The 12,753-nt window shown below is 57.4% G+C and carries 9 protein-coding genes and 1 pseudogene; 3 read left to right on the top strand and 7 right to left on the bottom strand.

Features of this window, described 5'->3' with window-relative positions; all coding sequences use genetic code 11:
* Positions 1-132: 132 nt before the first annotated feature.
* Genes B7E11_RS24430 through B7E11_RS24445 form a run of 4 tightly spaced genes read right to left on the bottom strand, consistent with a single transcriptional unit; the run spans position 133 to position 4,143 of the window.
* Positions 133-1,233 (bottom strand): GerAB/ArcD/ProY family transporter, encoded by a 1,101-nt coding sequence (locus B7E11_RS24430; protein ID WP_080839693.1) that lies wholly within the window; start codon positions 1,231-1,233, stop codon positions 133-135.
* Between the two features lie 18 nt (positions 1,234-1,251).
* Entirely contained in the window at positions 1,252-1,473 is a 222-nt protein-coding gene (locus tag B7E11_RS24435) for a hypothetical protein (RefSeq protein WP_080839695.1), read from the bottom strand.
* Positions 1,470-2,678, bottom strand: coding sequence for a Ger(x)C family spore germination protein (locus B7E11_RS24440; protein WP_080839697.1), 1,209 nt, complete (start codon positions 2,676-2,678; stop codon positions 1,470-1,472). The genes B7E11_RS24435 and B7E11_RS24440 overlap by 4 nt, the downstream gene beginning before the upstream one ends.
* A 40-nt stretch (positions 2,679-2,718) precedes the next feature.
* A complete protein-coding gene (locus B7E11_RS24445; protein ID WP_245809815.1) occupies positions 2,719-4,143 on the bottom strand; it encodes a spore germination protein in 1,425 nt (474 codons plus the stop codon).
* Positions 4,144-5,052: 909 nt separating this feature from the next.
* Here B7E11_RS24445 and B7E11_RS24450 point away from each other — a divergent pair.
* Positions 5,053-5,520: pseudogene (locus B7E11_RS24450) on the top strand (ABC transporter permease subunit); the annotation flags it as partial.
* 313 nt (positions 5,521-5,833) lie between these two features.
* Here B7E11_RS24450 and B7E11_RS24455 read toward each other — a convergent pair.
* Together B7E11_RS24455 and B7E11_RS24460 are read right to left on the bottom strand one after the other, a co-directional pair.
* Positions 5,834-6,100 carry a hypothetical protein gene (locus B7E11_RS24455; RefSeq protein WP_080839701.1) on the bottom strand — a complete coding sequence of 89 codons (267 nt, stop codon included), beginning with the start codon at positions 6,098-6,100 and terminating at the stop codon, positions 5,834-5,836.
* Positions 6,101-6,104: 4 nt separating this feature from the next.
* Positions 6,105-9,056 carry a family 78 glycoside hydrolase catalytic domain gene (locus B7E11_RS24460; RefSeq protein WP_080839703.1) on the bottom strand — a complete coding sequence of 984 codons (2,952 nt, stop codon included), beginning with the start codon at positions 9,054-9,056 and terminating at the stop codon, positions 6,105-6,107.
* 177 nt (positions 9,057-9,233) lie between these two features.
* On the opposite strand from B7E11_RS24460, the gene B7E11_RS24465 reads away from it, so the two are divergent.
* Both B7E11_RS24465 and B7E11_RS24470 read left to right on the top strand, forming a co-directional pair.
* Positions 9,234-10,136 carry an AraC family transcriptional regulator gene (locus B7E11_RS24465; protein ID WP_080839705.1) on the top strand — a complete coding sequence of 301 codons (903 nt, stop codon included), beginning with the start codon at positions 9,234-9,236 and terminating at the stop codon, positions 10,134-10,136.
* Between the two features lie 711 nt (positions 10,137-10,847).
* On the top strand, positions 10,848-11,288 hold the full coding sequence (locus tag B7E11_RS24470) for a hypothetical protein (protein WP_139787303.1): 441 nt from the start codon (positions 10,848-10,850) through the stop codon (positions 11,286-11,288).
* A gap of 123 nt (positions 11,289-11,411) precedes the next feature.
* Here B7E11_RS24470 and hisD read toward each other — a convergent pair whose 3' ends face one another.
* Positions 11,412-12,740: a histidinol dehydrogenase gene (hisD, locus tag B7E11_RS24475; protein WP_080839709.1), complete on the bottom strand. Its 1,329-nt coding sequence runs from the start codon at positions 12,738-12,740 to the stop codon at positions 11,412-11,414.
* Positions 12,741-12,753 lie beyond the last annotated feature (13 nt).

Below are 12,753 nucleotides of genomic sequence, written 5' to 3' on the forward strand. Positions count from 1 at the left end.
CGAATTGATGTAATGAAACAAGACATCGAATGTGATTATGATCCTATCTTATCCGTTCTTGCGCGCGATTGAAAGTTTTGTGTGAGGTTTATTGTAATCGCGACTAAATTGTTGCGGGATATTTGTTCAAATTTACGATCTTCCCGACTTCGAAAGCTTCGTCCGGACGAGGCCGACCAAATACAGAACGAACGGAAACAGCAGCAAATAAAACAGCGAGTATCCGGCCCATACCTTTTGAATAATTTCCCCGACATAAACGGTATTGAGATAAGTATTCCAGGCGACGACGATAAACAGGACGGCCAAGGGATAGATCAGGACGCTGTGGTCTTTCATGCCGAACAGGGTCCGCAATCCGTTCAGGATGGACAAAAAGAGCAGCGATATTTTAATGAAAAACGTCAAAATCCAAATGGTAATCAAAATGCCTTCGACCATCTGGAAAAAATTACCTACATTGATCGCCTTGGCCAGCGCATAGGCCGGAAAGGCGCTGTTTTCCGTCTGCTCGATGCCGAGGACAAGCACGCAAAGCAGCACGATGATTCCGAGAGCGAGCCCGCCGGAAAGCGCTCCTCCCAAGTACGCTTTCTCCCCGCCCTTCTTCTCCCCGGTCAGCGGAAAAAACATCAGCAGCACGACCAGCTCCTGAAACATCGCGGAGCGAAATCCGGCATTAACGACCGGTTTCCAGCCGTCCTCCATGACCGGCTTGATATAATTCCACTCGATTTGCGGAACGAGCGTCACGACGAGCACGAGAAAGAAAAAGACGATGCACGGAAACATCAGCTCGCCGACCCGAGCCAAAATGAGCGTTCCCAGGCGGGCGCACATAACGGCCGCAATCAAAAACAGGAGCTGAATCGCCTCAATCGGCGTTTCAGGCATCATTTCGGTGGACAGAAAAAAGCCCAGATTGCCGAGCAGCGTGCCGGTAAGAATGAGAAAATAGAACAAATACAGCAGCGTCAACGCTTTGCCCGGCCATTTGCCCAGCGCCGCTTCGTTGATTTCGAACATCGTTTTTCCCGGATATAGCCGGGCCAGCGCGATATACAGCGCAACCATGACGATATTGGTCGCCAGGCTGCATAAAGAAGCGATCCAGGCATCCTCCCTCGCTCCCTGGGCCAAACCGGCCGGCGTCACGAGAATGGATGTGCCGATGGTCAAGCCGAACGTTAAAACAAAAAATTGTCTTGCCGTCATCTCCATATGTTTGTTCATCCCGTCAGCTCCCGTGCTTTATGAAATCAGGGCGTTTACCGGCTGCATGACGGCGCGGACCCAATCCAGGGGCCTTAATCCCGGCCATTCGGCCATATCCGCGAGCACCGCCGCCAGCGCCAATCCCCATACGGCAAAGAAAACCGCGGTATCCCGCTTCGACCGGGTTTTCCTTGACCGGGTCAACTCCAATGCGGGAGTCGCAAGCAAAAACAGAACCAGGATCAGGCTCCAGATCACCGTTTGTTCATCTCCCGTTTCAGCGGCTGGACGATCGAGCCGGTCCGCCGGACCTTCACGTCGGCGCTTACGCCGATCTTGACCGACTTGAAACGCTCGTCCCAATCGCCGCGATACTGTTTCCACGCTTTCGGATTTTGGCGGTGAAGCGCCTCGCCGAAGCCGAAAATGTCGGAACCGTACTTTTTTTGCGCTTCTTCGATATGATTTTCCACATTGCCGGAAAATTTAAGCTCAAGCCGCTTTTCGATCTCCTCGATGCTGGAAGGCTGATGAAGATCGATCTTGCATTGCACGGTATTGAGATCTCCTTCGATCTTTAGCTTAACGGTAAATTCGGGCTTTCCGTCCTTGCCGGTCGCGACATCGATCTTGCTTTTCGCGCGGCTCACGGCGTAACCGACGACGCCCCCTCCCGGACAAGCCACGAATCCCGCCGTGGACTCCACGTCATTCAACAGGTAATTGACCGCCTTGCTGGCAGGCTCGCCCAGCCAGCCGACAAGCCGGTCTCGCTTGAAGACGGCCAATCCGGCATGCTGAATCAACGTTTTCGGCGTTACTTCTTTTAAATTGTCCACGGACTCGCCGTCAGCCAGGCTTCCGCGCAACCGCACCCCGGACAAAACGGGATTGGAGCCCCCCCTTTCGAGCTCCGTCACAAACTGCTGCAACGTCACCTTGCCGGTCGCGGCCCATTTTCGGTGAGAGATAAGAATGGACGTATACAAGGAACTTGCCGGAACGTGCTCGAAGGGCGTAACGACTTCCAGGATGTCCGATGCCTCGGCGTTTTTGGCGACCAGCATGAAAAAATCGGTGCGCAGCTGATGGCTCCGGGAGATGAAATCGAGCGCGTCGCTCACCCCGCGGCGGGCGAGCTTTTCTCCGAACACCAGAACCCGGATGTGCGACAGGTACAGCATGCGCGGCGCCACGCTCAGCATCCGCTGAAGGGCATCCGGAATCGTCTTCCCTACCGATCTGTAGGTGACGATGGGCGAGCTTCCCAACGAATTCCCCTTTGGAGTTCCGGTTTCGCTCGGATTCATGACCTGCGCGGACACGGCGTACCCTTCTTCGTGAAGGTCGATCCCGAGGGCCATGACGACGGCAAGCTCATTCAGTTCTTTGCGGCTCCAGCAGCCGGGAAGCGTCGCGAGGCTAACAATCAGGAACAGGGCAAGCGTTAGGCGAGCGTACATCGGCAACAGATCCTATCCGTTCGGGCGCCGAAGAACGAGATCACCCGAGTATTTTTTTTCGCGCCGCCCCGCGGCGCGACAGTCTGAGAAGGGCGTCTTTTTGGCTCTTTCGCCGGTAAGGGGCGAACGAGGTCATGTAAGGAATGCCCATCGATTGAAGGCTGCACAGGTGCAGGCCGAGCATGATCAGCGCGATAATGATCCCGTACAAGCCGAAGGAGGCGGCGATCCCCATCAATACGAAGCGCAGCATGCGCGCGGAAATCCCGACGTTGAAGGCAGGCAGCGCGAAATTGGCGATCGCCGTAATGGACACGACGATGACCATGGCGGCCGACACGAGCCCCGCCTCGACGGCAGCTTCGCCGATGACGAGCGTTCCGACGATCGAAACGGACTGGCCGATCGATTTCGGCAGCCGGATTCCGGCTTCCCGCAAGATTTCGAACGTGACTTCCATAAGGAGCGCCTCGATAAAAGCCGGAAACGGAACGCCTTCCCGCTGGCCGATCAGGCTTACGAGCAGGTCGGTCGGAATCATTTCCTGATGGAACGTGGAAATCGCAATATAGAACGAAGGAGTCAGCAGCGCGATAATGAAGCAAAAATAACGCAGCAGGCGAACCAGGCTGGCGAAGTCGCCGCGCTGGTAATAATCTTCGCTGGATTGAAAAAACTGCACGAACAACGCCGGAACGACGAGCACGAACGGAGTGCCCTCGACCAGAATGGCGATCCGTCCTTCCAGCAGGGCCGAAGCGATGACATCCGGACGCTCCGAGTTGAATACGGTCGGGAACGGACTGTAGCGGCGGTCCTGAATCATTTCCTCGATATAATTGCTCTCCAGCACGTTTTCCAGATCGATTCGGTCGAGCCGCCTTCTCAGCTCGTTCAGCACTTCCGGGTCGGCTTTTCCTTCGACGTACATGACCGCTACTTCGGTCCGGGTTTGCGTGCCCAGCTTTCTTTGCTCGATCCGCAAACGCGGATTCTGAATTCTGCGCCGGATCAAAGCCGTATTTTCCCGAAGCGATTCGGTAAACCCTTCCCTCGGTCCTCTTACGACGGACTGCGAGCTTGCCTCCTCGACGCCCCGCTGCTTCAGGTTTTCCGTGCCGACGAACAGCGCGGTTGCCGACCCGTCGACGAAAACGACCGTATTTCCGGCAAGCATTTGAGTTTCGACTTCGGAGAAGGCGTTCGTTTCGCCAACTTTTCCGAGCGTAATGGTGCGCGCCTTGAGCAGCCTAAGCAGCTTCTCCGGCGGCTCGTCCCCGAGTTCCGCGAACAGGGCCATGTCCCGATGGAAGGCTTCGATCAGAAAACGCGGGTCTCCCAGTCCTTCCACGTACGCGATGGCGGCGGGAAAGCGGCCGAGCGCGATTTCCCGATAAACGATGTCCGGGCTTTGTCCGAAACGACGGCGCATCCGATCCAGAAAAACAGGCAGCGCATCCGGCAAGTCTCCCCGAGGGGGAGCGGGATCTTTTTTTTTTGCTCATCTTGAATCCCCTCCTCCCTTTTCAGTATCGCCAGTTAAATAAATCCATATGCCGTTAAAAAACAGCCGTACTTTCAAGGCATAGCGACTGCATATTCGGAAAGTAATCCAGGATGACCCTAAAGAAAAACGCCCGATGGCGTCCACGGTAAGACGGCTCTCCCGAGTTTTCTCGATTGCATCCCGCTGTTTGCGTATGGCCCGTCGAAATGAGTCACCGCGACTCAACTGGATCGTTAGCGTGCGTGCGGAGGCGGCAAGATGAGTCATTTTTACTCAATTGCGTATGGATGTATGCGTATGGCGTGTCGAAATGAGTCACCACGGTTCAACTGGGTCGGCAGCTTGCGTGCGGAGGGGATGAGATGTGTCATTTTTACACAGCTGCATCCGGCTGAGCGGGGGGATATGCTGGATTGCGCGCAGGATTCAGCGGGATGACGCAGGGGTCGGCAATCTTGATTGGATTTTATCCAACCAAAACCAGCTTTTACATGAAACTTTTTGGCTTCGTTGGATTTTGTCCAATCTGAGGAGACCTTTTCGGCGTTTTCGACCAAATTCCAAGTTCCTGGTTGGATAAAATCCACTCTAGGCAACGATTTCCCCGTTTTCCGCTTCCTTGATTGGACAAAATCCAACATAAGCCTCCCTAACGCTTGAGCGGTCCCCTTCCACCGCACCCTGAGCTTCCGCCAAACTTCTTTAGTAAGGTAAAGAACTTAAACATCCCGGGATAGGCCAAAAAAACCTTGCGCCGCAAAACGACGACAAGGTTAGGAGTGAGACTAGCGAGACTAGCGAAAATATCGTTCGGAACGGTCCGGTGTCCGATGATTACCCTTTCACGCTGCCCATCACGACAGCCCGACCGCCCTCGCCGCGCTCATGAAAATCGTCGCCGGCCTCGCCGTTCCGATCGTCGTCTCGTTGATGTTAAACGAGGTACGCAAGGAGTTCGTCAAGAGGGGCATCCATACGCTCGGCTTCCAGCCGGTCTACTTCCTCGGCGATAACGGCGTGTTACCGTTCGTGCTCGTCGTGTCCGACGTCTGGAAGGAATTCGGCTTCAGCACGATCGTGTTTCTGGCGGAGCTGACGGCGATCAACCCGGCGCTGTACGAAGCCGCCATTGTCGACGGCGCGAGCCGGTGGAAGCAGACGCTGCACATTACGCTGCCGGGCATGATGCCGATCATCGTCCTGATGGCAACGCTAAGCCTGGGCAACGTGCTCAACGCGGGATTCGACCAGGTGTTCAACCTGTACAGTCCACAAATTTACGAGAGCGGCGACATTATCGATACGCTCGTCTACCGGATCGGGCTCGTGGATGCGCATACGGCATACAAACCGGAAGTTGTCGAGCCCGATCCACTCGGAGCCGAAAATTCCTTTCGCCGGAATGAAGTGGAAGGCGATTGCGATGCCGAACATCAGCGTCATTTCGACTTGGCCCATTCGTTCACTTCGGCCGTCATCCGGTCGCCGCCGAGCTTCTTCCAGACGGCGACGAATTTGTCGAACAGATCGATCGGCTAGCCCATGATGATGCGCGTGAACGATTCTTCCTCGATTTTGTCGAGCGTCGCTTTTTTGGACGCCATCGTCGGCGTCGGCGCGGCGTAAAAACCGTTGCGGACGATCAGGTCTACTTCGACGTAATGATTGGTGACGGAGAACGAGCCTTCGACTCCGAATACCCGGTCGTACGCCCAATCAAGCGTTTCCGTGCCGCCTTCAGATAGTTTCGGATCCGGTTGTAATAGTCCGTCTCGGACTTCGAAATTTCCGTTTTGAGCGTTTCGGAACCGGACTCGTTCATCAGCAGGCTCAGCACGTAGAGCGGAGTCAGAACCAGCAGGAAGGTCAGGGCCAATTTTTTGAAAATCGTCAGCTCGTACAGAAACCGAAGCACGGACTTACCCCCTTAACAGCCGCATCCGGGATTCGCAGCCGTCCGGGGCCGAGAGCTCCACCTCGACTCCTTCCGGCGCGCGCACGTCAAGCTCGAACACGCGTCCTCCCCCTTCGTCCCTCATGCGCCAGGACACGTCGATGCGCCCGCCGCCCGGCAGCGGCACCGCCCCGCGCGCCCATTTCAAGTCGCCCGGCTGGGGCGAGACGCGAACGCGGCTCCAGCCGTCGGCTTCCTTGCGGACCCCGAGCACGCAAGCGCCCAGGAAGTAACCCGGCGCCGCCGACCAGGCATGGCAATGACTGCGGGTCAGCATGTTCGGGTTCGGGCGGTTTTCGGGGAAGTCCGGATACATCTCCCAGCACGTCGTCGCCTCGTATTCGATCATTTGGCCGAACTGCTTGCGCATGTCGTCGATCATAATGTCGTAGCGACCGAGAGCGGCCAGCGCCTCGTAATAGAAGAAGGCCATGAACGGGCTGCCGATTTGCACGAACTGTTCCGGAGGCTGCGCCAAATATCCGGCCAGCCGTTCTTTGCGGTCGCCTTCGGCGACGCCGTTCAAATAAACGATGACCTGCGTCTGAAGGCTGAAAATCCCGGAGCGCCGCCCGTCCGCATGGATGCAATCGATATACGCCTGCTGCTCTTCGCTCCACAAATGCTCGTTGATCGCCTTAGCCAGCGCCTTGGACGCTTCCGCGAAGTCCTTCCCCCGTCCGGCTTCGCCGGCCAGCTCCGCAAGCTTCGCCGCCGCCCGCAGCGTCCCGGCGAACACCGCGTTCTGGTGCGTCACGACGCCATTGCGCGGCTGATCGATCGGCGCCCAGTCGAGCAGGTTCCAGCCGCGGTGATGCAGCAATCCCCGGTCGTCGATTTTTTGCAAATAATGCTCCAGCGTAAACCGGACCTTCGGCCAGATCGCTGCGGCGAATGCCCGGTCTCCGGTATGCTCCGCGTACTCCAGGCAGGCGTTCGCCCAAAAAAACGTCCAGTTCGGAATGACGCTGCTCCAGCCGCTCGGCACCTGGTCGGCGTACAGCGGCGTCTGGACGGCCGAGCCCGGCACCAGCTCGAGACATCGTTTGACGATGTCGCTTGCGCCGAACATGTAGTAATTGACGAGCGCCTCGTTGCGGCTGTCTCCGACCCAAAACGTCTGCTCGTAGGCGGGACAGTCGACGAACGTATCCTCCATGCACAGGCGGGTCGTATGCTTGCTGATTTCCCAAATGTCGTTGAGCAGCGGATCCGAGCTGTGGAACCGGCCGATTTCGGCGACCGGAAAATTGCTCTGCACCATTTGCACGCCGATCAGCCTGACCGGCCGGCTCGCCTTGCGCACGGTCACCATCAAATACCGCAGCCCGCGCCGGATTGGCGATTCGTACGTCTGCCAACCTTCCTTGCACGCGTAGCGCAGCGTGTTGTCCAAAATGTACGTGTCCTGCCGCCAGCCGTCCCTCATGTACTCGAAGCCGTAGAAATCGAGGACGGCCCCCTCCGGCGCTTCCAGCTCGAAGCGGATATACCCGGACCACTCCTTGCCGAAATCGAGAACGAACTCGGTATCTCCGTCCGGGTATATGGGCACGATCGCAGGCACTCGCCCGGCCATGCAGGCGGCCTGCAGCTCCATCGCAACGGGATGGCTTGTCTCGCTTCGCTTCCAGATGCTTTTCCCGAACACCGAATCGCTGGCGACGAGTTCGGGAGGGAACGGGCGGACCCATTCCGCAAAGCCTTGCAAATCGGCGGCCGAAGCGGCTTCGCGAAACCGTTCGTACGTTTCGAAACGCTCGAACGCCCCGGCGTCGAGCTCCTTCTCCCCGCCGAAGCCCGCGTAATCGTCCAGCGGCGAAGGCTGCTCCAGGTGGTCGATCGTCGTTTTCGCCGCGAACGGGCCGATCAGCGCGAAGGGCGACTCCGTCCCTTCGTCCGCAAGCGGCGACACCAGCTCGAACGGAGCCTCGCTATCGATGCCGAAATGCAGCCCCGTCCCGTGGTCCGTCCCCGCGGTCTCGATCCACACGAAGTTATCCCCTTCGCGCAGGCGGACGCGCGCATAGCGCTCGGGGCGCTGCCCCTCCATCTCGCTTGCCTTGAAGCGCCGTCCGTTCACGCCGATGCCCTTGAACGCGTTGAACCCGCTCAGGAAGCCGAACGTCGCATCCGCCGCTTCGCTCGCGCGGACGACGAAGGCGACGTAGCCGACGAACGAGACGTGGTTCGCGTGCAGGACGCTGTCCGGAAGCATGGCGTTCCGGATGTCCAGGCAGGTGGTCCAGGCGACCGGCTGCACGCGCTTGAGCGATTCGACCCGAATCGGCCATAGCGGCTCCTCGGTCAGCGGGGGAATATCGCTGGGCACGAGTTTCGGCCACGGCTCGCAGCCGGGCTTGCCGATCGCTCTCGCGCGTTCCCACCGCGCGGAATCCTTCTCTCCGACCGTCCAATCGCCGTCCCACAGGCGCGCGTCGACGCTCTCGGAAAAGCCGAGCTGGCACGACATGCGCGGCGTTCGCCGGTCGTAGCCGGCATGCGCCGCCGTCTCCCAGGAAGCGTCCGTGCCGATGACGGCGCGGCGGCCGTCTGCGAACGAAACGTCAAGCTGCGCAAGCAGCCCTCCTTTTCCCAAAATATATTGAAACGTCGACAAGCCGTAGCTCATAACGAGAACGGCGATCGTATTTGTTCCCTTCCGAAGCAGGTGCTCGACCGGATGGGTATTGTAGCTCTGTTCCGCCGGCCACGAACGGACCGGCCCTCTTCCGCACTGCGTCCCGTTGACGAACAGCACGTAACGCGCGTCCGCCGTGATGGCGATTTCGGCGGCGCTCGCCGCGGCATCGGGCAGCTCGAACGAGCGCCTGAAGCAGCGCCATTCGTTGCGCGGGCATTCCTCTTCCCCGCCCCAAATCCATTCCGCCTGCCACTTTCGTTCTTTCCGTTTCATCTCGTCCGTTTCTCCCTCCTCGAAACTGTAGAATCCATCCCCTATTCTACTCCGGGAATTCGGCAGCTTTTCAGGTCGCTTCGGACATATAATAGGGTTCAATCGGACAAAAATATTGCCGGAAGAGCGAATTTCGTCTACCATTTTGGAAAAAGAGCACAGGAGGCCGCCCCTGCCATGACCGTCCATCGCCCGATCCACGTCACGCCCGGGTCGCTGTTTTTCGCGCCCGAGCTTCCCATACACGCCAACCGCGCGACCGAATCGTTTCAGCTTCAGGAGCATACCCACGACTTTATCGAAATTTGCATCGTCGCGGAAGGAGAAGGCGAGCACTATATCGACGGCACCCATTTCAAGGTGGCGAGGGGCGACCTTTTCTATATTCCGGTCGGGGTTTCCCACGTGTTTCGCCCGCGGTCCGCTGCGTCCGACAAACGTCTTTTCGTTTACAATTGCGTATTCGCGAGCTCCGTTATGGAAGACGTCTTTCGCCTGTTTCCGCTCGAGCGCGGCATGCGGACTTTTTTCGGGGAGCTGGAGGAGAAAAAGCGGTGGATCGCGCTTCGCGACGCGGCCGGGGAAGCCGAACGAACGCTGCAGCGGCTTTTCGTGGAATCGAAGCAGCGGGCGGAAGGCTACTCCGCCCGCCTGTACGCGGGGCTGATCGAGCTGCTCGTGTTCGTTTACCGGCGCAGCCGTTCGGGCGCCTCGAGCGCCGCCTCCCGCGAGGAGGGCGGGATTCGCGAGCTGCTCGGCCGCATCGACCGCGACTGCGCCCGGACGTTCCGGGCCGGGGACATCGCGGCCGAGCTGGGCGTCAGCGTCCGGCAGCTGCAAAGGCTCGTCAAGTCGGCGTCCGGCATGTCGCTCGGCGCGTATGTTCAGGAGGCGCGAATCAAGGAAAGCTGCCGGCTGCTGGGCGAAACCGCAGACAAAATCGGCGCGATCGCGGCGGCCGTCGGCTATCAGGATTTGAAGTTCTTCAACCGGTTGTTCAAGCAAAGGACGGGAATGACTCCGCGGGAATACCGGAGGAGATCGGGCAAGACGGCGGCGCACGGCGAAAGAGGGGAATGACGCGGACGGAGAAACTTGTCCCGTTTCCAACGCATCATCTTCGGCTGTCAAAAACGAATTGGCTGCGCTATTAAGTCTATGATATAATTATGGATAATTATTTTATTTATACCCTTTATTCCCATTCATAAGGAGTGGTGTCGTCTGCAAAATAAACTGCCGCTGGGCGAATCGCCGATCATCGGGTACCAATACCAGGCCTATTCCCTTATGATCAGCTCCATGCACCCTTCTTTTTGGGGATGGTTTTGCTGCAACTATTTGCAACTTCGAATCAGGCCGAATGAGCGTCCGTTTAAATTACACCTTTATAAGTTCGGCGAAAACGGGTATAACACTCCGTTCTTAGAAGACTTATACCTTCCGAAAACACTGATTCTAAGGTACGTCGCTCCAATCCCGTTCCTTCTGGATCAGTTGTCCGACAGTCGCTACGTCATGACCTTCGTAGACGAATATTATATCCCTCATAGGGCGGCCTATCGGAAATTTCACCATAACCATGACATTTTGATATACGGATTCGACCGCGAACGGAAAGTCTTTTACGTTGCCGGCTATAATGAAAATCGAAGGTTCGCCTTTACGGAAGTCGGTTTTTCCGAGTTCGAACGGGCTCTTCACATCGGCGTTTCGGAAGGGGCGTTGGGGAAATGGACGAACGGGTTGCATTTATGGAAGCTACGCTTGGATGGGGAGTTCACTCCGAATTTGAAAACGATTGCAGAGCTGATGGAAGATTATTTATTTTCCCGCAACACCTCTCTTCGCTACCGCTTGTACCCGGATTCGAGCGAGGATATCTTCGGGATCGGTACGTATTCTTGCATTTTGGATTACCTGTCGAAAATAACCGGGAAAGAGGATATGGATATTCGCGTTTTTCATACTTTTTACGAGCACAAGAAAAGCATGGTCATCCGACTCGGCCGCCTGAAGGACGTCTTTGGAGCGGCGATCGAAGCCGAAACGATCGAAGCTTTCCGATCCATCGAAAAGCAAGCCCTCATCGTCCGAAATCTTGGCTTGAAATATGAGTTCAACGGAGACAAAAAAGCGATTGGCCGCATGGCAGGAATCGTGAGGCAAATTCGATCGGAAGAGGAACGGATTTGGAGCTTGGCGGTCGAACAGATCAAACGACTCCTTTAACGTATGTTTCGCTTTTTACAAAAATAGGCTCCCCTTTCCGCAACAGGTTTCACCTGTCTGGCGTCAGGGGAGCGTATCGCCTTTAGGACAATCCTTCAATTGATACCGAAGCCGGACTGGTATTCACGACAAAGGGGCTTCCGTCAAGCGAATCTCCGCCGCTTTCACATGGGCGGGCAACTGTTCGTAAGTCCCCAGCTCCTTGATGACCGGGTAAATTTCCCTCAAGGCGTCGTGGCTCAATTTCCCGATCGTCGAATATTTGATCATATCCTTCGCGGTGATTCCGGAGAAAATCCGCGCGTAGTGGTTGGTCGGCAGCACCGCCGTTATGCCGATTCCGTAATTCGCCGCGGAGAAAGGCGTGTTGTCGCCGATCAGAATTTCTCCCGCATTGCGGATTCGGCCGACAAGCTCCCGTTCCGCATCCTTGTCGCAGACGATCATCAAATGCTCCGGCGCGAACCAGTCCACGAATTCGCATGCCTGCCGCATATCCGGCGCGACCACGATCGCTCCCTTGCCTTCGGGGCCGAAGACGCGGCGCAGAAATTCCTTGCGCTTCTCTTCGAACTCGTCGATGCATGACCCAAGCAGCGCTTCGACCTTCTGCGCAAGGGACGAAGAGTTCGTCACGAGAATGGACGACGAATCGGGGCCGTGCTCCCCTTCGTTGATCAGATCGTAAGCGACCTTCAGCGGATCGGCGGTTTCGTCGGCCAGGATCATGCATTCCGTCGGGCCGATGCCGAGCACGCTTTTTTTGCCGTAGGTCATGGCCACGCTCATCGCGGCCGCGATCCCGCCGGGTCCGGGACCGAAGATGCCGTCGACCTCCGGTATGGATTCGGTTCCTTGAGCGAATCCCGCGATGATCGACACGCCGTTCCCGATGACGAACGAGTCCGCCCCGGCCAGCTTCGCGGCCGCCACCGTGCCGGGATCGCCGTTGCCGTCCTTAAGCGGCGGCATGCCGACGACAATGTTCGGGACCCCCGCCGCTTTGGCGGCGACGACCAGCATGATCGCGGTGGAGACCAGCGGACCTTTTCGAGCGGGAATCCAGATTCCGACCGATTGCAGCGGCCGGACGTTCTCGCCGATCACCGTGCCGGGCCGAATTTCCTTCTCCCAGGACTCGGGCAGAAGGGCCAGGTTCGCCTCCCGAACGTTGCGAATGGCGTGGTCGATCGCGGAACGGAGCGACGGCGAAAGCGATTCGACGCTCTGCCGGACGAATGCCTCCGAAAGAACGATCCGGTCGATCGCCACTTCGTCGAACTTCCGGGTCATCTCGAACACCGCGCGGTCGCCGTTCGCTCCGACATCGTCGAAAATGGCTTTGATTCCGTTCAGATCGTCTCTGTTGAACAGGGTTTTATGTTTTTTGAATCGTTCGGCCAACGCTTCTTGCTCGGCAGGAATGCCGTAGATCAGACTTTCTTTTGGCATGGATCGACTTCTC

Origin of the sequence: Cohnella massiliensis, from assembly GCF_900169535.1 — a bacterium.
Taxonomy (GTDB): Bacteria; Bacillota; Bacilli; order Paenibacillales; family Paenibacillaceae; genus Cohnella; species Cohnella algarum.

Excerpts from the sequence above, each read along its gene's own strand:
- hisD (WP_080839709.1), bottom strand. The coding sequence starts at position 12,740 with ATGCCAAAAGAAAGTCTGATCTACGGCATTCCTGCCGAGCAAGAAGCG.
- B7E11_RS24460 (WP_080839703.1), bottom strand. The coding sequence starts at position 9,056 with ATGAAACGGAAAGAACGAAAGTGGCAGGCGGAATGGATTTGGGGCGGG.
- B7E11_RS24430 (WP_080839693.1), bottom strand. The coding sequence starts at position 1,233 with ATGAACAAACATATGGAGATGACGGCAAGACAATTTTTTGTTTTAACG.
- B7E11_RS24465 (WP_080839705.1), top strand. The coding sequence starts at position 9,234 with ATGACCGTCCATCGCCCGATCCACGTCACGCCCGGGTCGCTGTTTTTC.
- B7E11_RS24440 (WP_080839697.1), bottom strand. The coding sequence starts at position 2,678 with ATGTACGCTCGCCTAACGCTTGCCCTGTTCCTGATTGTTAGCCTCGCG.